At 75.3% G+C, this 19,408-nt stretch carries 18 protein-coding genes; 12 read left to right on the top strand and 6 right to left on the bottom strand.

The window, feature by feature from the left end; genetic code table 11:
- Positions 1-27: 27 nt before the first annotated feature.
- Positions 28-606: a TetR family transcriptional regulator gene (locus ACFY00_RS22255; RefSeq protein ID WP_388033191.1), complete on the top strand. Its 579-nt coding sequence runs from the start codon at positions 28-30 to the stop codon at positions 604-606.
- Positions 607-645: 39 nt separating this feature from the next.
- On the opposite strand, the gene ACFY00_RS22250 is transcribed toward ACFY00_RS22255, so the two are convergent.
- The 5 genes from ACFY00_RS22250 to ACFY00_RS22230 all read right to left on the bottom strand — a co-directional run bounded on the left by ACFY00_RS22250 (position 646) and on the right by ACFY00_RS22230 (position 5,907).
- Entirely contained in the window at positions 646-1,845 is a 1,200-nt protein-coding gene (locus ACFY00_RS22250; protein ID WP_388033190.1) for a glycosyltransferase family 4 protein, read from the bottom strand.
- Between the two features lie 2 nt (positions 1,846-1,847).
- Positions 1,848-3,047 carry a polysaccharide ABC transporter ATP-binding protein gene (locus tag ACFY00_RS22245; RefSeq protein ID WP_388033189.1) on the bottom strand — a complete coding sequence of 400 codons (1,200 nt, stop codon included), beginning with the start codon at positions 3,045-3,047 and terminating at the stop codon, positions 1,848-1,850.
- Entirely contained in the window at positions 3,037-3,936 is a 900-nt protein-coding gene (locus ACFY00_RS22240) for an ABC transporter permease (protein WP_388033188.1), read from the bottom strand. The genes ACFY00_RS22245 and ACFY00_RS22240 overlap by 11 nt, the downstream gene beginning before the upstream one ends.
- A gap of 233 nt (positions 3,937-4,169) precedes the next feature.
- The gene (locus ACFY00_RS22235; protein ID WP_388033187.1) at positions 4,170-4,961 is read right to left on the bottom strand and encodes a thiol:disulfide interchange protein DsbA/DsbL; all 792 of its coding nucleotides are present in this window, start codon (positions 4,959-4,961) and stop codon (positions 4,170-4,172) included.
- 244 nt (positions 4,962-5,205) lie between these two features.
- Positions 5,206-5,907, bottom strand: a complete 702-nt coding sequence (locus ACFY00_RS22230) for a hypothetical protein (protein WP_388033186.1) — start codon at positions 5,905-5,907, stop codon at positions 5,206-5,208.
- Positions 5,908-6,132: 225 nt separating this feature from the next.
- Here ACFY00_RS22230 and cutA point away from each other — a divergent pair, with 225 nt between their 5' ends.
- Together cutA and ACFY00_RS22220 are read left to right on the top strand one after the other, a co-directional pair.
- Positions 6,133-6,459 carry a divalent-cation tolerance protein CutA gene (cutA, locus tag ACFY00_RS22225; RefSeq protein ID WP_388033185.1) on the top strand — a complete coding sequence of 109 codons (327 nt, stop codon included), beginning with the start codon at positions 6,133-6,135 and terminating at the stop codon, positions 6,457-6,459.
- A 60-nt stretch (positions 6,460-6,519) separates the two neighbouring features.
- Positions 6,520-7,029 carry a hypothetical protein gene (locus ACFY00_RS22220; protein WP_388033184.1) on the top strand — a complete coding sequence of 170 codons (510 nt, stop codon included), beginning with the start codon at positions 6,520-6,522 and terminating at the stop codon, positions 7,027-7,029.
- Between the two features lie 13 nt (positions 7,030-7,042).
- Here the strand turns inward: ACFY00_RS22220 and ACFY00_RS22215 are convergent, their stop codons facing one another.
- Entirely contained in the window at positions 7,043-8,107 is a 1,065-nt protein-coding gene (locus tag ACFY00_RS22215; protein WP_388033183.1) for a glycosyltransferase, read from the bottom strand.
- 481 nt (positions 8,108-8,588) lie between these two features.
- On the opposite strand from ACFY00_RS22215, the gene ACFY00_RS22210 reads away from it, so the two are divergent.
- The 9 genes from ACFY00_RS22210 to ACFY00_RS22170 all read left to right on the top strand — a co-directional run bounded on the left by ACFY00_RS22210 (position 8,589) and on the right by ACFY00_RS22170 (position 19,391).
- Positions 8,589-9,710 (top strand): glycosyltransferase family 4 protein, encoded by a 1,122-nt coding sequence (locus tag ACFY00_RS22210; protein ID WP_388033182.1) that lies wholly within the window; start codon positions 8,589-8,591, stop codon positions 9,708-9,710.
- Between the two features lie 364 nt (positions 9,711-10,074).
- Positions 10,075-11,931 (top strand): tyrosine-protein kinase family protein, encoded by a 1,857-nt coding sequence (locus ACFY00_RS22205; protein ID WP_388033181.1) that lies wholly within the window; start codon positions 10,075-10,077, stop codon positions 11,929-11,931.
- Complete coding sequence (locus ACFY00_RS22200; protein ID WP_388033180.1) at positions 11,928-13,031, top strand: glycosyltransferase; 1,104 nt, start codon at positions 11,928-11,930, stop codon at positions 13,029-13,031. Before ACFY00_RS22205 ends, ACFY00_RS22200 begins: the two co-directional genes overlap by 4 nt.
- Positions 13,032-13,052: 21 nt before the next feature.
- A complete protein-coding gene (locus tag ACFY00_RS22195) occupies positions 13,053-14,099 on the top strand; it encodes a GNAT family N-acetyltransferase (protein ID WP_388033179.1) in 1,047 nt (348 codons plus the stop codon).
- A complete protein-coding gene (locus tag ACFY00_RS22190) occupies positions 14,099-15,628 on the top strand; it encodes a hypothetical protein (RefSeq protein ID WP_388033178.1) in 1,530 nt (509 codons plus the stop codon). The genes ACFY00_RS22195 and ACFY00_RS22190 overlap by 1 nt, the downstream gene beginning before the upstream one ends.
- Positions 15,625-16,851, top strand: coding sequence for a DegT/DnrJ/EryC1/StrS family aminotransferase (locus ACFY00_RS22185; RefSeq protein ID WP_388033177.1), 1,227 nt, complete (start codon positions 15,625-15,627; stop codon positions 16,849-16,851). Before ACFY00_RS22190 ends, ACFY00_RS22185 begins: the two co-directional genes overlap by 4 nt.
- Before the next feature lie 87 nt (positions 16,852-16,938).
- Complete coding sequence (gene mscL / locus ACFY00_RS22180) at positions 16,939-17,388, top strand: large conductance mechanosensitive channel protein MscL (protein ID WP_388033176.1); 450 nt, start codon at positions 16,939-16,941, stop codon at positions 17,386-17,388.
- A 301-nt stretch (positions 17,389-17,689) separates the two neighbouring features.
- Positions 17,690-18,313 carry a DUF6643 family protein gene (locus ACFY00_RS22175; protein ID WP_388033175.1) on the top strand — a complete coding sequence of 208 codons (624 nt, stop codon included), beginning with the start codon at positions 17,690-17,692 and terminating at the stop codon, positions 18,311-18,313.
- Between the two features lie 178 nt (positions 18,314-18,491).
- Positions 18,492-19,391: an MOSC domain-containing protein gene (locus ACFY00_RS22170; protein WP_388033174.1), complete on the top strand. Its 900-nt coding sequence runs from the start codon at positions 18,492-18,494 to the stop codon at positions 19,389-19,391.
- Positions 19,392-19,408 lie beyond the last annotated feature (17 nt).

Below are 19,408 nucleotides of genomic sequence, written 5' to 3'. Positions count from 1 at the left end.
CGCGCGGACCGGCGGTAGCCTGGGGCCATGGACACCAGCACGGCACGCCCCAAGGACGCCTCGCGCACCCGCGAGCGGATCCTCGCCGCGGCCCGGCGCGAGTTCGCCCGCGTCGGCTTCGCCCGCACGACGGTGCGGGCCGTCGCCGCCGCCGCGGAGGTGTCGCCGAACCTGATCACCCGTTACTTCGGCGGCAAGGACGGGCTCTTCGTCGCCGCCACCGAGGTCCGCCTCGACCTCGACCGGGTCTTCGACGGACCGCGGGAGTCCCTCGGGCGGCGGCTGGCCGAGGGCATCGTCGACCGGTGGACCGGCATGGAGGGCGAGGACCCGCTGCTCGTCCTGCTCCGCGCCGCGGGCGAGCGCGGCGAGGCGGCCGAGGCGCTGGCGACCTTCCTCGACCGGGAGTCGCTGGAGCCGCTGCGGCAGCGGCTGCGGCGCTACGGGATGACCGAGCGGGAGGCCCTCGCCCGGGCCCGGGCGGTCGACGTCTTCGTGCTCGGCGTCTCCGCGCGCCTGCGGGTGCTCCGCGACGACCTCGGCGACCCGCAGGAGTTGAAGGACTGGATCGCCGACACCGTCCAGCGCCTGCTGGACGCGCCGTAGCCGACCGGACGCACCCGACGGGGCGGGACCGGCGGCGCGTCAGCGATGCAGCAGGCGGCGGGCGGTGGGCTTGACGAACTCGTAGCGGGACATCTGCTCGAGGTCGCGGAGCCAGGCGGTGCGGCCGGGGGGCCGACGGAGGAGTTCGCGGTAGATCTCCTCGAAGGCGGTGGAGACGTGGCCGAGGGAGAAGCGGCCCACGACCCAGTCGCGGCCCCAACGGCCCAGCTCGGCGCGGCGGTCGGGGGCGTCGGCGAGGGCGCGGATCTGGGCGGCGAGGGCCTTGGCGTCGGCGGGGTGGTCGCCGTGGCCGTACATGCAGCGGGAGGCGTGCGGCTCGACCAGCGGGCCGGGTTCGTGGACGGCGGTGTAGCCGCCCGCGCCGTGGACGATGACGGGTTTGCCGAAGGCCAGGCCGCGCAGCGCGGAGCCGCCCATCCCGAGGACCAGGTCGGCGGCCTGGTAGGCGGGGCGGGGGTCGGCGCGCTGGCCGGTGAGGACGATCGCCTCCCGGCCGAGCTCCGCGTTGGCGGCGGCGGCCTCGGCGCGCAGGCGCTCCTCGCTGGGGCCGCCGCCGACCACGGCGAGGACGAGGTCCGGGTCGTCGAGCAGGCGCAGGGCGGCGATGGTGCGGGAGACGCCCGCGTCCTTCTCCAGGCCGGAGACCAGGCGGGTGACGATGCAGAGCAGGAGCTGGTCGTCCCGGGCGCCGACCTCGGCGCGGAAGTCGGCGCCGGGGACGGCGCCGGGCGCGTCGGCGTCGGTGTCGACGGGGGGTTCGATCAGCCGCAGGTCGCGGTGGCCGAAGGCCCGGCCGTCCGGCATCAGGGCGCCCAGGCCCAGGACCAGGGGCTGGTGGCGGGGCATGCCGCGGAGCATCCGGATGCCGTAGAAGGTGGTGACGATCGGGATCCGGCCCTGGCGGCCCGGGCCGAAGTAGGCGTTGCGGGCGGCCCGGACCTCCCAGGCGTGGACGACCTGGGAGCCGTGCTCGGCGGCGAGCCTGGACAGCCGGGCCCGGACGACCGCGTGCGGGGTGGTCGGGTCGCCCGCGACGACCAGGTCCAGGCCGTGCCCGGCGGCGAGGTCGACCAGCGGGGCGGGCCCGTCGACGCCCTGGGCGAACAGCACGGGCTCGTGGCCGCGGTCGCGCAGGGTGCGGGCGATGTCGACGGCGTTGAGCTGGGCGCCGCCGAGGGCGAGGTTGTTGAGGTGGACCAGGGCCCGGACGGAACGCATGCTCAGTCCTCCCACTGGTGCGGGACGAAGACGGGGGCGGCCATCACGACGGCCCGCGGCGGGGTGTCGAGCATCGGGCCGAAGACGTCGAACTGCCCGGCGGAGTGCCAGCTCATCAGCGTCCCGCCGTCGGTCTTGCCGATCGAGTAGACGCCCGTCCACAGGGTGTAGCGGCCGCGCGGCAGCGGCAGCCGCGGGATGACGCAGGCGACCCGGTGGTCGCCGCCGGTCAGCCGGATCTCGTGGCTGATCTGGAAGATCGGGCTGGAGGTGCCCTCGCTGACGCCCAGGTGCAGGGTGGCGTCGCCGCGGTAGTCGCCGCCGAGGGTGAGTTCGACGGTGACCGGCTCGTCGGTGTGCAGGGTGGTGTCGTCGCCGTCCTCGCCGCGCACCTCGTACTTGAGCAGTTGCAGGGGTTCGCCGACCCGGGCGCTCGCCTCGGACTGGGCCTCGATGGAGTCGCGGTAGCCCGCCAGCGCGTCCTTGATCCCGGCGTCGACCCGGACGGTGCCCTGTTCGAGCCAGACGCCGCGGCGGCAGATGGACTGCACGGCGGGCAGGTCGTGCGAGACGAAGACGATGGTGGTGCCCTGCTCGGCGACCTCGCGCATCCGGTCCAGGCAGCGCTGCTGGAAGACCGCGTCGCCGACCGCGAGCACCTCGTCCACCAGCAGGACGTGCGGCTCCAGGTAGGCGGCGACCGCGAAGCCCAGGCGCATCTGCATGCCGGAGGAGTAGAACTTGACCTGCCGGTCGATCGCGCCGCCGAGGCGGGCGAACTCGACGATGTCGTCGAAGCGCCCGGCGACCTCGCGGCGCTTGAGGCCGAGCAGCGCGCCGAACAGGTAGATGTTCTCCCGGCCGGTCAGGTCGGGGTGGATGCCGGCCCGGATCTCGATCAGGGCGCCGATCCGGCCGCGCACGTCGATCACGCCCGCGTACGGGTACATGACCCGGGTGAGCATCTTCAGCAGCGTCGACTTGCCGGAGCCGTTGGAGCCGATCAGGCCGACCGACTCGCCGGGCTCGATGTGCAGGTTGATGTCGCGCAGCGCCCAGCGCCAGTCCTCGCCGCGGTCGCCGCGCAGGCGGCGGGCGGCCTGCTCGACCCGGTCGCGCAGCAGCATGCGCTGCTGGTCGGCGCGGAACCGCTTCCAGACCTGCTCGGTGCGGATGGTGCCGAGAGGGTAGTCACGCGACATCGGCGATCCCCGTTTCCAGCTTCTTGAAGACCAGGTACCCGCCGACCAGGAAGACCAGCGAACTGGCCGCGGCGATCAGCGTCATCCGGGCGTCGGGGGCCTCGCCGTACAGCAGCGCCTTGCGGTAGCCCTCGATGACCGCGCCCAGCGGGTTGACGCCGACGTAGATCTCCTGCAGGCGGTGCGGGATCTTGGCCAGCGGGTAGGCGACGGGGGTGGCGAAGACGCCCATCTGCGTGATGATCGGCAGCAGGTGGCGGACGTCGCGCAGGTAGACCACGGCGACCGAGAGGACCAACGCGATGCCGTAGGTGAAGGCGAACTGGATGGCCAGCAGCGGGACCGCCCACAGGAAGGTCGCGGCGGGGGCCGTCCAGAACACCAGGAACATCAGGCCCAGCACGCCGACGCCGATCACCATGTCGACGGTGGCGACCAGCATGGTGGCGAGCGGGAACACCTCGCGCGGGCAGTACACCTTGTTCAGCAGGCTCAGGTTGTTGGCCAGGCTGAGCGCGCCCTGGTTCATCGTGTTGGAGAAGAACTGCCAGACGATCAGGCCCACGTAGGCGAACAGCGTGTACGGGGCGGCGCCGGTCTCGATCTTGACGGCACGGTGGAACACCAGGGTGAAGATCGCGCACAGCGCCAGCGGGGTGAGCACCGCCCAGGCGAAGCCGAGCACCGCCTGCTTGTACCGGGCGCGCAGGTCGCGCTCGGCCAGGGCCCGCACCAACTCCCGCGCGGCCCAAAGCTCGTGGGCGACCTGGACGGGTCGCAGCCGGCGCTTGAAGACCAGTTCGGGCGGCGGCCCGACCGGAGCCGGGGCGCCCGGCGGGGCGGCCCGACCCTGCCGCTCGTCGATGACCTGCGCGCGCTGTCCCCCCACGGACTCCCGCCCTCCCCGGAGGCGTGCCCGCCCCTGGTGCCTGTGCCGTCTGCCGGTCGCCCCCGGTGACCGGGCCCGACTCGCGGACCACAATGACACAGTGTGTGCGGGCCGGGGGCGGGTTCGGTGAAGATTGCGGCAGCTCAACCCGGTACGGGACGGTTCCGGGCCGAACCGCCCTTTCCGGCCGGGGAGTTGGCGAGGAGGCGGATCAGGAGGCGGATAGGGGCGGATCAGGGGGCGGGCGGTCCGGCCGGTTGTTCGGCGACCAGCTGGTCGAGGGCGGCGGGCATGCCGTCCACGCCGCCGGCCCGGGTCGGCGAGGTGCGGCCGGTGCCGTCCACCACCACGGTGGGCAGCTCGGTGACCTGGTTCCGCGCGAACAGCTCCGGCGCGTCCGCGACCGCCCGGTCCACCTCCGCGGAGCGGTACGCGGCCCGGAACTCCGCCGCGTCGACGCCCTGTTCGGCCGCCCAGTCGGCGGCGGCCCGCTCGGTGGTCAGGTCGGTGTGCTGCTCGCGGACGGCCCGGAACACCGCGGCCTGCAGCCGGTCGACCTCGCCGAGCTGCTCCAGGGCGTAGAACAGCCGCGCGTGCGCCCGCTGTTCGGCCTCGTCGGGGCTGCCGGTCCAGATCGCCGGGACGCGGCGCAGAGTCACGTCCGCCTGGTGCCTGGCGGCCCAGCGGGTGAGCGGCTGCTCCAGCAGAGCGGAGTGCGAGCAGTTGTACCAGAAGAACTCGACGGCCTCGTGGGCCCGTTGGGCCTTCGGCGCGGAGGCGGGCGACACGGTGGGGCCGAGCGGCGCGGCGGGCTCCAGCGGGCGGGTGGCGGGCGCCGGCGCGTGCTGCTGGGTGGCCCCGGACGGCCGGAGGGCGGTGAGCGGGTGGCCGGGCGTCGGCACCTGCTGCCCGTTCGGGCCCGGCGGCAGCTTCGGGAGGCCGGGCACGGCCCCGGCGACGGCCGGGGTGGTCAGCAGGCCTCCGGCCACGGCGAGCAGGACGGTGGTTCTGAGCAGCGACTTCACCCGGGCAGCCTGGCAGGCGCGGTGCGCGGCGTTCCAGGCGGGCGGGCCGCGGTCGGCGGAATTCGCCGGATCGGAGCAGCGCGGCGCCGGGGCGGGTCGAACGCCCGTCCGGCGTTCGACGTCCCGTCTGCTGTCCGTGTCTGTTGCGTTGCCGGGCAAGGGCGTCGTGCGGTCTCCCCGCGGCCTCCGGTGGGCGGGCGCGCCCCCGCTCCCGCGCCCACCTGCCGCCCCGGGAGCGGCGGGACTACTTGCCGTCGTGCTTCCACTGGGCGCGGGCCTCGGCCTCGCTGGTCTTCGGGACGCCGATCTGGATCTGGTCGGTGCCCTCCGCGGCGACCGGGCAGTAGCGGCCGTCCTTGACGTCCATGGTCAGGGTCAGCACCTGCTCGTTGCGCACCAGTTCCAGCACCTCGCCGGTGGTGCAGGTCGCGTTGGCGGCGACCGGCGGCGAGGCCAGCCAGCTGACGGCCTGGTAGACCGGCGAGTTCGGGCGCAGCACGGTGCCGTGGGCCTTGTCGGTGGCGAAGCTGCCGGTGCCGAGCACGCCGCTCCTCAGCTTCGTGAACTCGTTGGGCACGTGGTTGGTGCGCAGGTCGGGGGCGCCGTAGACGACGCAGTCGTGGCCGCTGGTGTTGGTCAGCTTGATCACGCCGTTGATCCGCGGGTTCGCGCTCCGGTCGAGGGTCAGCTCGGCCTTGACGTCGCTCTCCTTCTCGGAGTTGCCGCAGATCGGGACGTCGGCGCCGACGGTGCCGCCGCCGGTCGCGGCCTTGCTGGCGGTCGCCCCGGCCGTGGCCGCGGTGGCGGGCGGGGCGGCGGCAGGGGTGCTCGCGGTGGTGGCGGCGCCCGGCGCGGCGGAGCCGGCGTCCTCGGGGTCGCAGGCGGTCAGGGCGAGGACCGCGCAGGCGGCGAGGGCGGCCAGGGCGGCGGGCTTGCGGACGTTCATCTCGGGCTCCGTGGTCCGGTGCGGTGGGCCGCCGGTCGGCGGCAAACACCACCACGGCGTCCGGCTATCGGGCGGTTGCGGGGGTGAACGTCCGGTACACGGCTGTGACGGACGCTGTTACACGGGAACGTCGGACGGGTGGTCAACTCCGCTCCGGGCACGACTGGTTCGTGCACCGGCCGGATTCCGGCCGTGACACGGCCCCGCCTCCCCTACGGTGGGCCCATGACGAACCGTGAGTTCCTGGTGGTGACCACCACCCACGACGACGAGGCCGCGGCCCGCGAACTGGCCGCCGCGGCGGTGCGCGAGCGCCTGGCGGCCTGCGCGCAGGTGTACCCGGTGCGGTCGGTGTACTGGTGGGACGGCGCGGTGCGGGACGGCGCCGAGTGGCGCGTCGACCTCAAGACCCGGGCCGCGCTGGCGGACCGGCTGACCGCGTTCCTGGTCGAGCGGCACTCGTACGGGACCCCGGAGGTGGTCGGGGTGCCGGTGGCCGCCGGTTCGGCCGCCTACCTGGACTGGATCGCGGCCGAGACCGTCGGCGACTGAGCGGCTCCCGCCCCCGTGGCCGTCCCCGGATTCCGGGGCGCGAGGGCCTAGGGTCGGCGGATGGACGCACCCCCGCAGCAGAAGCAGTCGCCACCGCCCGGTCCGGACCGGCGCCGCCCCCGCCGCTGGCGGGAGGTCTCCCCCACCCGCCGCGGCCTGGTGCTGGCGTGGTGGGGCTTCACCCTGACCTTCGGCCTCCTGCGCCTGCTGACCTGGCTGATCCACGTCGACGCCGCCGGGGTGGGTAACGTCTCGGCGGGCGGCGTCCACCTTCACCACTACGTGTGGGGCATCCTCGTCCTGATGGTGGTCGGCGCCCTCGGCCTGGTCGAACGCTCGCCGCGCTGGCGGACCTGGATGGGCCTGGCCTACGGCATCGGCACCGCGCTGGTCATCGACGAGACCGCCAACCTCGTCCATCTGAGCGACGTCTACTGGGAGCACTCCGGCGGGACCAGCATCGCCGTCGCGCTGATCGTCATCGGCGTCGTGGGCGGCGCCCTGGCCTTCACCCACCGGGATGCTCAGGAGACCGGCGGGGGGAAGTCCGGCGGGGAGGACGGGTCCTAGCGACGGCGCGCTCTCAGGGGCGGGCGACCTCGCGCAGCAGGTGCTGCCAGGCGGTGGTGACGGCGGCGAGGTCGAAGTGGGCCAGGGCGTGGGAGCGGGCCGCGGTCGCGTACGGGGTGCGGTCGGTGGTGAGCAGGGTGCGCAGGGCCCCGGCGAGGGCGGCCGGGTCGCCGGGCGGGACCAGCAGGCCGCCCTCGCCGGGGCGGACCACGTCCGCGACCCAGCCGACGTCGGTGGCGACGGCGGGGAGGGCGGCCAGGGCGGCCTCGATCAGGACGCCGGGCACGCCCTCCGAGTCGCTGGTGAGCAGCAGCACGTCGGCGGCCCGGTAGAGCGGGGCCGGGTCGCTCAGCGGGCCCAGCAGGTGGGTGCGCGGGCCGGGGGCGAGGGCGGCCCGCAGGGGGCCCTCGCCGGCCAGCGCGAGGTGGACGTCCGGGGGGAGCAGGGCGTGCGCGGCGAGGGCCAGGTCGGGGCGCTTCTCGGGGCTGAGCGCCCCGACCCAGGCGATCAGCGGGACGTCGGCGGGCAGGCCGAGTTCGGCGCGGGCGGCGGCCTTCGCGGCGGGGTCGGCGGCGGGCCGGAAGCGGTCGGCGGGGCGGGCGTTGGGGAGGGTGTGCAGGCGGCGGGCGGGCAGCCGGAAGCGGGTGCGCAGGACGTCCACGGCGTGCGGGGAGATCGCGGCGACGGCGGCGGCCCGGTGCAGGAGGGCGCCCACCCGCAGTCGGCGCAGCGGGTCGGCGGTCCAGTGCCGCGGGTCGCCGATGTTGACGTACACGAAGGGCGTGCGGGCGGCGAACAGGCCCAGCGCGCACGCCTGGAGGGTGGAGGAGCCGTGCGCGACGACCACGTCGGCGCGGGCCGCGAGCGCGCGCAGGGCGCGCAGGGTGGCGGGGTGGTGCCGGGAGGGGCCGAGCACGGGGACGGACGCGTCGGGGGCGGCGTCGGGGTGCGGGTGCAGGGCGGCCAGTTCGGAGGGCTGGCCGCGGCGCAGCAGTTCCCGGTGCAGGTCGCGGGCGAGGCGCTGGGCGCCGCGGGCCCTGGGGTCGGTGATGACGTGGAGTACCCGCGGGTCGGCCATGGCGCCGAGAGTAGCGGGGCGGGGGCGGGGCGGGAGGCGGGATGCGCATTCAGGGGCTCGGGAAGGACGGCGGGATGCGCATTCAGGGGCTCGGGAAGGACGGCGGGATGCGAAATCAGGGGCTCGGGAAGGACGGCGGGATGCGAAATCAGGGGCTCGGGGAACGGCGAGTCCGTGCTGCTGGTGGCCGGAGCCCACCGGAGTGTCCGTGCTGCTTCGGGCCGCCTGAACAGAACCCGAAGCAACGGCACGCACCGGCAGTGCACCCGCAGCAGACCCGTGCCCGCCGTTCCCCGGGCCCCTGATGGCGCGCCTCGCCGTTCTGCCCGGGCCCCTGGATACGCGTACTCCGGCCCCGGACACGCGTCCTGCGGGCCGCTGATTTCGCTTTCGGCGGACGGCGGGCGGGTCCGGCTGGGATGCTGATCCGCGGTTCAGGGGGTGGCCCGGCGAGGGGGTTGGCGCGGTGCGCGTGGTGTACGTGATCGACAGTGTGAGCCGGGTGGGCGGCGCGGAGCAGGGGCTGGTGGCGATGGCCCCGTTGCTGGTGCGGGCGGGCGTGGAGTTGCACGTGGCGTTCCTGAAGGAGTCGCCGGGCGGCTTCCAGGAGGAGTTGCGGGCGGCGGGCGCGCAGGTGCACCCGGTGCTGCGCGGGTCGCGGCGGGCGCGGGTGGGGGCGTTGCGGGCGGAGTTCCGGCGGCTGCGGCCGGACCTGGTGCACACGACGCTGTACGAGTCGGACGTGCTGGGCCGGTCGGCGGCGTTCGCGGCGCGGGTGCCGGTGGTGTCGAGCCTGGTGAACTCCGCGTACGGGCCGGAGCACCTGCACGCGCGGGGGTTGAGTCCGTGGAAGGTGCGGGCGGCGCAGGCGGTGGACGCGGTGACGGCGCAGGGGGTGCGGCGCTTCCACGCGTTGACGGAGCACGTGGCGGAGGTGATGGCGGCGCGGTTGCGGGTGGCGCGGGGGCGGATCGACGTGGTGCCGCGGGGGCGGGACCCGCTGCTGCTGGGGCGGGTGGGGGCCGAGCGGCGGGCCCGGGTGCGGGCGGGGCTGGGGCTGGGCGAGGAGGTGCCGGTGGTGCTGGCGGCGGCCCGCCAGCAGTACCAGAAGGGCCTGGACGTGCTGGTGTCGGCGTGGCCGCGGGTGCGGGAGGCGCGGCCGGACGCGGTGCTGCTGCTGGCGGGGAGCCGGGGGGCGGAGACCGGGCGGTTGGAGGAGTTGGCGGCGGCGACGGGGGGCGTGCGGTTCCTGGGGCCGCGGGACGACGTGTTCGACCTGATGGCGGCGGTGGAGGCGTTCGCGGTGCCCTCGCGCTGGGAGGGGCTGGGGAGCGCGGCGATGGAGGCGATGGGGGTGGGGGTGCCGCTGGTGTGCGCGGACGTCGCGGCGCTGCGGGAGACGGTGGGCGGTTCCGAGGAGTGCGCGCTGCTGGTGCCGCCGGAGCGGCCGGAGGCGTTGGCGGGGGCGCTGGTGCGGGTGCTGGAGGAGCGCGGGGAGGCGCTGGTGCGGGCGAAGGCGGCGCGGGCGCGCTTCCTGTCGGGGTACACGCTGGAGCGGGTGTCGGCGCGGATGGTGGAGTTCTACGGGCGCGCCCTGGCCTGACGCCGTGCGGGCGCGCACCGGCCCGTGCGGGCGCGCACCGGTCCGGCCCCGTACGGGCGGGCGGTGGCCGAACGGATCGGCGGCGGGCCGTCGCGCGTTTGATGACGCTGCGTCAGTTCGGGTGCGTGCGTCCGGAATCCGACCGGCGGCAGGTGTCAGTATGGCCAAAGTGCTTGCGCCGCAGGTCCGGGGCGGGAAGCATCGGTCGCAGGGGAGGGCCGTGGGGGCGGTCTGGACGTTCGCTTTTCCGCTAGCCGCTGCCGGGGGTGCATGCGGCCCGGCCGTACCGATGCACGCCGCCCGCAGGGGCGGGTGCGGCTGTTGGGGCGCGTGTGCACCGTGACGAGGCGAGGGGAACCAACCGGTGGAACCGGCAAATCTGTTCACCGTTCTGCGGCGGTACTGGCGGCTGCTGGCCGCCTGCACGGCGGCCGCCCTGGTCGTGGGTCTCCTGCTGACGCCGGCGGGCGACGCCGTGGACAACGGGAAGTGGCAGTGCAAGGTGGCGATCACGCCGGTCGCGGGCGCGGCCGACACCGTGCGCGCCGACCAGGTGCTGTCGTACGCCCAGGGGTCGGCGGTGACGACGGCGGCGGCGCAGAAGCTGCAGGTCAAGGACGTGGCGGCGCTGACCGCGCGGCGGACGGTGGCGGCGGAGTCGACGCAGATGCTGGTGTTCACCACCACGGGCCCGACCCAGGCGGACTGCGCGGGGCTGGCGCAGGCGCTGTCGGAGGCGACGATCACCGGCTACGCGCAGGAGTCGAAGAAGAGCGCCGACGAGTCGATCAAGCGGCTGCGGGCCCAGGCGGACGCCCAGCAGGCGCAGTTGGACGAGCTGCAGAAGGCGGTGAGCCGGGCCAACGCGAGCGATCAGGCCAAGCTGCAGCCGCAGTTGTCGACGGCGACGGCGGCGCTGACCAAGACCCTCGGGGCCATCGCCGACCTGCAGAACTACAGCCAGACCGACGCGATCCAGCAGTGGGGCTCGATCGACGCGAAGGAGCTGGGCGGCAGCCTGCTGTCCTCGCCCTCGCGCGGGGTGCGGCTGACGCTGGCGGTGGTGCTGGGCCTGTCGCTGGGCGTGGTGGCGGCCCTGATGCTGTCCCGGATGGACACCCGGCTGCGCTCCCGGGACGGCGCCGAGGAGGCGTTCAACCTGCCGGTGATCGGGGAGATCCCCCGGCTGTCGCGGCGGCTGCGGCGGCTGCGCGAGCCGCTGGTGACGGCCCGACCGGCGGATCCGGCGACCGAGGCGTTCCGTTCGCTGCGCTCGACGCTGCTGCTGACCGGCCCGGAGTCGCTGTCCGCGCAGTTGGGGCAGGGCGGCCTGGACCCGGACGACCGGCGGGTGCGGCGGGCGGTGGAACCGGCGCCGGTGGTGCTGGTGATGTCGGGGCGTTCGGGCGACGGGCGGACCACGACGGTGGCGAACCTGGCGGCGGCGCTGGGCGAGACGGGCCGTCACGTGCTGCTGCTGGACTGCGACTTCCGGCAGCCGGAGCTGAACGCCCACTTCGGGATGGACGAGGGCCCGGGCATGGCGGAGCTGCTGTCGGGCGAGCGGTTGAACGACCTGGCGGACCTGATCCGGCCGACCCGGGTGCCGAACGTGTCGCTGATCGCGGGCGGCCACGCCACCGCGTACCCGGCGGCGCTGGTGCTGCGCGCCGGGGAGGTGCTGGCGCTGGCCCGGCGGTACGCGGACGTGGTGCTGATCGACTCCTCGCCGCTGCTGAACGCGAACGACGCGTACGACCTGGTGCAGCACGCGGACGCGGTGCTGGTGGCGCTGATGGCGGGCAACGTCCGCCCGGAGGAGGCGGACCGGGTCGCGGAGCTGCTGGCCCGCACCGGGGTGCCGGTGGCGGGGGTGGCGCTGCTGGGGGCGGAGGTCGCCACCGGGCGGCGGCACCGCGGGCTGCGGCTGCCGGGGCGCCTGGGCGGCCGTCCGGCGCCGGAGCCCGCCCGGGCGGTGCTGCCGCGGCCGGTGGCCGCCGCGCCGGCCCGGCCGGAGCCGCGCCCCGAGCCGCGGCGGCCGGAACCGCGGCGGCCCGAGCACCAGCGGGCGGACGGCGGCCGTCGCGAGCCGGTGTACGGGGCCGGGGAGGACGCGGGCCGCCGGAGCGGGACGACGAGTTGGGGCCGCCGCCCGGCGGAGCTGCCGCCGGAGGAGCCGGTGGAGACGACCATGCAGCTGCGGCTGGGCGAGGAGCGGTGAGCGGGCCGCGGGCCAGGGTGCTCTGGCTGGCCAAGGGCCTGGGCCGGGGCGGTGCGGAACAGTTGCTGCTCAACTGCGTGCGCCACGCGGACCGTTCACGCTACGAGATCGAGGTGGCGTACGTGCTGCCGCACAAGGACGCGCTGGTCCCGGCGCTGGCGGCGGCGGGGGTGCCGGTGCACTGCCTGGGCGGCGCGCCGGGGCGGCGCTGGCCGCTGCGGCTGCGGGCGCTGCTGGCGGAGCGCCGCTACGACCTGGTGCACACCCACATGCCGGTGCCCGCGGTCGCGGCGCGGCTGCTGGCGCCGGGGCGGGGCGGGCCGCGGCTGGTGCACACCGAGCACAACCTGTGGGAGCGCTACCGGCTGCCGACCCGCTGGGCGAACGCGCTCACCTACGGGCGCAACGACGCGGTGGTGGCGGTGTCGCACGCGGTGGCGGACGGGATCGCGGCGGGCGTCCGGCGGCGCCGGGCGGACGGCTGGCTGACGGTGGTGCACCACGGGCCGGACCTGGGCGACGCCCCGGCGGGCCCGGCGGCGCGGCGCGCGGCGCGGGAGGAACTCGGGCTTCCCGAGGACGCGTTGGTGGTCGGCACGGTCGGCAACCTGACGGCGAAGAAGGACCAGGCCTCGCTGCTGGCGGCCTTCGCGCTACTGCGCGAGCGGGTGCCGGGGGCCCGGCTGGTGCTGGTCGGATCGGGCCCGCTGGAGGCCGAGTTGCGGTCCCGGGCGGGCGAGGGGGTGCTGTTCGCGGGCATGCGCGCGGACGTGCCCGCGCTGCTGCCGGGCTGGGACGTGTTCTGCCTCAGCTCGCGCCAGGAGGGCCTGCCGGTGGCGCTGATGGAGGCGATGGCCTCGGGCCTGCCCTCGGTGGTGACCCGGGTCGGCGGCATCCCGGAGATCGTGGACGACGGCGTGGAGGGCCGCCTGGTGGCACCCGGCGACCCGGCCGAACTGGCCGCGGCGCTGGGCGAGTTGGCCGATCCGGGCCTGCGGGAACGGATGGGCGCGGCGGCCCGCGAGCGGTCGAAGTCCTTCGACGTGGCGGGGGCGCAGCAGGCGGTGGAGCGGGTGTACGCGCGGGTCCTGGCGAACTGAACGGGTGGGGCGGAGCACGACGTGGGTGGCGAACTGACGTACCGCGGGCTGGAGTCGGGGGACGTTCCGGCGGTGCTGGAGCTGTTGACGGCCTCGCTGGCGGGCGGTCCGACCGGGCGGCGCAGTGCCGGTTTCTTCGACTGGAAGCACCGGGCGAACCCGTTCGGGTCGAGTCCGGGCCTGGTCGCGGTGGCGGCGGACGGGCGGGTGGTGGGGGTGCGGCTGTTCCTGCGCTGGTCCTGGCGCGGGGAGGGCGGCCGCGAGGTGCGGGCGGTGCGTCCGGTGGACACCGCGACGCACCCGGACTTCCGGGGGCGCGGGATCTTCCGCCGCCTGACCACCGAGCTGCTCGAACAGGTCTCCGGCGAGGCTGAGTTGGTGTTCAACACGCCGAACGGGAACAGCCTGCCGGGCTATCTGCGGATGGGCTGGCGGGAGTTGGGCCGCGTCCCGGTGGCGCTGCGGGTGGCCCGGCCGGTGTCCTTCGCCCGCGGGGCCCGGGCCGCGCTGGCCCGGCGGCCCGGGCCCTCGGGGCCACCGCGCTGCGAACTGCCGTCCGTCGCCGAGTGGTTGGCCGAACCGAGCAGCCGACGGGCAACCCAGCTGGCCGAGCTGCTGGCCGAGCGCGAGCGGGCGGACGCGGCCGAGACCCGGCTGCACACGGTGCGCACCGCCGACTACCTGGAGTGGCGGTACGGGGCGGCGCCGGGCCTGGACTACCGGGTGGTGACGGTCGAACGGGGCGGTGAGCTGGTCGGGTTGGCGTTCGGGCGGCCGCGGCGGCGCGGCCCGCTGGCCGAGTTCACGCTGGCCGAGCTGATCGTCCGCCCGGGCGACCGGGTCGCGGCGGCGCAGCTGCTGCGGCTGGCCGCGTCCTGCGGCTGCGACCACGCGGCCACCCACCTGGCCCCCGGCACCGAGGCGGCCGCGGCCGGGCTGCGGGCGGGCTGCGTGCGGGCGCCGCGCACCGGCATGGTGCTGGCCGCCCGCACCCCGACCGGCCCGCTGCCCCAGGAACGCACCCTCGCCGACTGGCGGTTCAGCCTCGGCGACCTGGAGGTCTTCTGATGGCGGTGCTGACCGCCGCGCGTCCCGCCCGTCGGCGCGCGCGCCCGCTGGCCCGGCTGTCCGGGGCGGTGCGGCGCGGCCGGCTGACCGCGCTGGCCTGGGCGCTGGTGCTGGGCTACGTGACGGTGTTCGTGCTGGCCATGGTGCACACCTCGTACGACACCTGGGGGGCGCTGCTGGTGGCGCCCGCGCTGATGGCGGTCGGGACGCCGATCCTGGCGCGGGTCGCGGCGGGCAACCCGGAGCGCGGGGTGTTCAAGCTGCTGATGGTGGCGATGGCGGCGAAGCTGGCCTGCGCCTTCCCGCGGTACCTGATGGCGTTCGTGCTGTACGGCGGCGCGGCGGACGCCAAGATGTACCACCAGCGGGGCTCCGAGCTGGCCCGTTACCTGACCACCGCCGACCTGTCCGCGGGCCTGCACTACGACCTGGGGATGAAGGTCGCGGGCACCGGTTTCGTGATCATCGTGACCGGGGTGGTGTACGCGGTGACCGGGCCGACCCTGGTCGGCGGGTTCCTGGTCTTCTCCTGGCTGGGCTTCTGGGGGCTGCTGTTCTTCTGGCGGGCGCTGCAGATCGCCTTCCCGGAGGCCGACTCGCGCCGCTACGCGAAGCTGGTGTTCTTCCTGCCCTCGCTGCTGTTCTGGCCGTCCAGCATCGGCAAGGACGCCTGGATGATGTTCTGCCTGGGCCTGACCACGTACGGGGTGGCGCGGCTGCTGGACCGGCGGTTCGGGGCGTTCGCCTGCATCGCGCTGGGGTCGCTGGGGACGGCGATGGTGCGGCCGCACGTGACGGTGCTGGCGGGCGCGGGCCTGAGCGTGGCGTACCTGCTGCGCAGGCGGCCGCAGCAGGTGTCGGCGCTGGGGCCGCTGCGGACGGTGCTGACGGCGGCGGTGCTGGGCGTGGGCGTGATGCTGATGCTGCAGCAGGTGTCGACCTTCTTCGGCACCAGCGGCACCGGCGGGGACGCGGTCAACCAGGTGCTGTCGGAGACCTCGCGGCGCACCTCGCAGGGCGACTCGGTGATCAACGCGGCGACCGCGGACGAACCGGCGCCCGCGTTCAGCCTGAACCCGGTGAAGCTGCCGGTGTCGGTGGTGAGCGTGCTGTTCCGGCCGTTCCCGTTCGAGGCGTCGAACCTCCAGAACCTGATCCAGTCGGTGGAGTGCTTCGCGCTGCTGGTGATGTTCGTGCGGGCCTGGCCGCAGTTGGCGCGCGTCCCGAAGCTGTTCGTGCAGCGCTCGTACGTGGCCTTCACCGTGGTGTACACGCTGCTGTTCTGCTGGGCGTTCTCGACCATCAACAACATGGGCATCCTGTCCCGCGAGCGGGTGCAGGTGCTGCCGCTGGTCCTGGTGCTGCTGGCGATCCCGCGGCCGGCCCCGGCCCGTTTGGCGCGCGGTCGCCGCCCGCCGCTGTGGCGGGTCCAGCCGGGCCAGTGGGGCGCCGCCCGCCAGGGCCCAGAGCCTCCGGTCGCCGTCGGCGCACCGGATCCGTCACGAACCCAGGGGGGCTCGACCTCATGACGACCGCTACCACGACCGCCACCGCGACCGACCGCAACCGCCCCGCCGTCCTCGGCGGCGCGCCCGCCTTCCCCGACGGCCTGCCGCTGACCCGCGTCCGGGTGCCCGACCGGGAGGGGCTGCTCGGGCGGCTGGCCGGGGTGCTGGACTCCGGGATGCTGACCAACGGGCCGACCGTGCGCCAACTGGAGGAGCAGGCAGCCGAGTTGATGCAGGTGCCGCACGTGGTGGCGGTGTCCAACTGCACGGCCGGGCTGATGCTGGTGCTGCAGGCCGCGGGGGTGGAGGGGCGGCGGCCGGTGCTGATGCCGGGCTTCACCTTCTCGGCGACCGCGCACGCCGCGCACTGGGCGGGCGGCAGCCCGCTGTTCGCGGAGGCCCGGGAGCAGGACATCACCCTGGACCCGGCCGACGCGGAGGCCCGGCTGAAGGCGGCCGACTCCCCCGCCGCGGTGATGGCCACCCACGTGTACGGCACGCCCTGCCAGGTCGAGGAGCTGCAGCGGATCGCCGACGCGGCGGGGGTGCCGCTGGTGTACGACGCGGCGCACGGCCTGGGGTCGAAGCGGCGCGGCGTGCCGGTGGGCAACTTCGGCCTGGCCGAGGTGTTCTCGATGAGCCCGACCAAGGTCGCGGTGGCGGGCGAGGGCGGTCTGGTCGCCACCCGGGACGCCGCGCTCGCCGAGACCCTGCGCACCGCCCGCGACTACGGCAACCCGGGCGACTACGACACCCTGTTCCCCGGCCTGAACGCCCGGATGAGCGAGCTGCACGCCGCGGTCGGCCTGACCTGGCTGGCGGGGCTGCCCGAGCGGGTCGCCCACCGCGGCGCGCTGGTCGCCGAGTTCGCCCGGGCCGCGGCGGGCGTGCCGGGCCTGCGCCTGGCCCTGCCGGAGGAGGGCGACACCTCGACCTTCAAGGACCTCACGCTGGTCCTGGACGCCGGGGCGTTCGGCCTGGACAACCGACAGCTGGCCGCGGCGCTGAAGGCGGAGGGCATCGACACCCGCCGCTACTTCTTCCCGCCCGTGCACCGGCAGAAGTCGTACGCCCACCTCGGGCAGGCGGAGGGGCTGCCGCGCACCGACCGGCTGGCGGCCTCGGTGCTGACCGTCCCGCTGTGGTCGCACATGGACGCGGCGACGGTGCGCCGGGTCGCCGACGCGGTGGTGCGTGTCCAGCCCTTCGCGGCGGAGGTCGCGGCCGCGCTCGGGCGCGTCTGAGCGATCCTCGCAAGGCGGTTCGGCCGTTAGTCGGATCAGGTGAACTCGGTTGGACCGCAGGGAGGTTGGACCGTCAGGATGGCCGTCATGTTCAAGGGATTCCGCAGTTTCCTGCTGCGCGGCAACGTCGTCGACCTCGCGGTCGGCATCGTCATCGGCGCGGCCTTCACCGCCGTCGTCACCGGTTTCGTGGCGGCCTTCCTGACCCCGCTGATCGGCATCGCCTCCGGCGCGGTCGGCGACTTCAGCAAGGAGTCGTTCACCGCTGCCGGGGTGACCTTCCCGTACGGCGCGTTCCTGCAGGCCCTGATCAGCTTCGTGCTGGTCGCGGCGGTGATCTACTTCGCCGTGGTGATGCCCGTCGGCAAGCTGCAGAACCGTTTCAACCCGGTCAAGGACACCCCGGTGGCCAAGGCCGACTGCCCCGAGTGCCTCAGCACCGTCCCGGCCGCGGCGACCCGCTGCGCGCACTGCACCAGCGAGTTGGCCGGGCGTCCGGGCTTCCCGGCCCAGTCCGCGGCCGCGGGCGCCCGCTGAGCACCCTCCCGCACCGCACCGGCCCGGACGGCTCCCGCCGTCCGGGCCGGACCCTTTTCGGCGGTCTGGACCACCGCGGGCTTAACGGAGCCTTTCCCGCGCCCGAGCGGGGGCTTTCGTTCCGCCCCCGGTGAGCGGGTGGTGCACGGACGATGGACCCGGGATGACCGAAACGAGGCCTCGCTTCGCCCGACTAAGTCCGACATTGTCCGATTTAAGCGAGCGAAGAGTCTGTAAACAGTTGAACTCCAGGCCGTTCCGCTCTCCTCAGCAGGCGTGTTGTGGGCTTACGGTATGCCCCATGACCTCGCCCCGCTCCTACGACGGAGTCGGCTACCCCTCTCCGTCCTTCTCCTCCGGCACGCCCATCTACGACAGCCTGGTCGCAGAGCGCGGCGTTCCGCAGATCGCACCCATCAACGTGCCCCCGGCCCTCCCGGCCTCCTCCTGGTCCTCCGCCTACGGCAGCGGTTTCGGCACCGGCTTCGACTCCCCGCAGTCGAACCTGCCCGCCCTGCCCCCCGCCCGCCTCGCGCTCGGCCCCGGCCCCGGCAGCGCCCCGGCCCCGACGCCGTACATCCCGACCCAGCCCGGGTACGCGAACGCGCCGGTCCCCCCGCAGCCCACCTACGCGGGCGCCCCGCAGGGCTTCCTGCCCGGCCAGCGCCCGGCCGCCCCGTTCCAGCCGCAGCCCGCGCAGGCGTACCAGGCCCCGCAGGCCCCGCAGGCCCCGCAGGCCCAGGCGGGCGGGTACGCCACCGCCCCGCAGAGCTTCGCGCCGTCCTTCCAGGCGCAGCAGTTCGGCGCCCAGCCCGTCCAGCAGCAGCAGTCGTTCGGCGACCAGTCGTTCGGCGGCAACACCCTGCGTCCGGCCGCGGCCCCGCAGCAGCACCCGCAGTACCGGCAGTACCCGCAGGCCGGCTGAGAACCCTCCGGGGGGGCAAGGTCACCACGCAACGACGCGTCAGTCACTCCCCACCGCCGCCCGCGGGCGGCTCCGCACCACCACGCATCCCCGCGTCCCGCCAGGGCCGCGGGGATGCGCGCACCCGGGCACCGGGCCCCGCACCACGGGCCGCCGCCCGCCTGGCAGGATGGACCGCATGCCGCGCCTCGCCTCGCTCCACCTGTACCCGGTCAAGTCGATGTACCGCCTCAGCCCGCCGTCCGCCGCCGTGCAGCCCTGGGGCCTGCTGGGCGACCGCCGCTGGATGCTGGTGGACGCCGACGGCACCGCCCTCACCCAGCGCGACGAGCCCGCGATCGGGCAGTTCCGCCCCGTCCCGTCCGCCGACGGCGCCGCGCTCACCCTGACCGGCCCGGACGGCGACGTCCACGTGCTGCCCGCGCCGACGCTCGCCGACGGCGCCCCGGAGACCACCGTCAGCGTCTTCGGCACGCGCTTCTCCGCCGTCGAGGCGGGCAAGGACACCACCGCCTGGCTGGCCGGGCGGCTGCCCGCGAAGCTCGGCGAGGTCCGCCTGGTGCACCTCGACCGCCCCGCCACCAGCCGCCCGATCAACCCGGAGTACGCCGGCCCGGACGAGACCGTCTCGATGGCCGACGGCTTCCCGCTGCTGCTGACCACCACCGCCTCGCTGGACGAGCTGAACGCCCGGATCGCCGACGACCACCCCGACGACCCGGCCAAGGGCGCGCCGCTGCCGATGGAGCGCTTCCGCCCCAACCTGGTGGTCTCCGGCACCGCCGCCTGGGCCGAGGACGGCTGGCGCCGCGTCCGGATCGGCGGCCTGGAGTTCCGGGTGGCCAAGCCGTGCGGGCGCTGCGTGGTCACCACCACCGACCAGGAGACCGGCGAGCGGCGCGGCCCCGAGCCGCTGCGGGCGCTGGGGCGCCACCACCGCTTCGGGCAGAAGCTGGTGTTCGGCCAGAACCTCGTCCCGGTCCGCGCCACCTCCGCCGAGGTGCTGGGGACGCTGTCGGTGGGCGACGAGGTGGAGGTGCTGGAGGAGGTCCCGGCGCCGCAGCCGGAGCGCCGCTGACCGTCCCACCTGCGGCG

The sequence above is a fragment of the Kitasatospora sp. NPDC001540 genome, assembly GCF_042894345.1.
Classification (GTDB): domain Bacteria; phylum Actinomycetota; class Actinomycetes; order Streptomycetales; family Streptomycetaceae; genus Kitasatospora; species Kitasatospora phosalacinea_C.
This window is presented reverse-complemented; position numbering and strand designations above follow the sequence as displayed.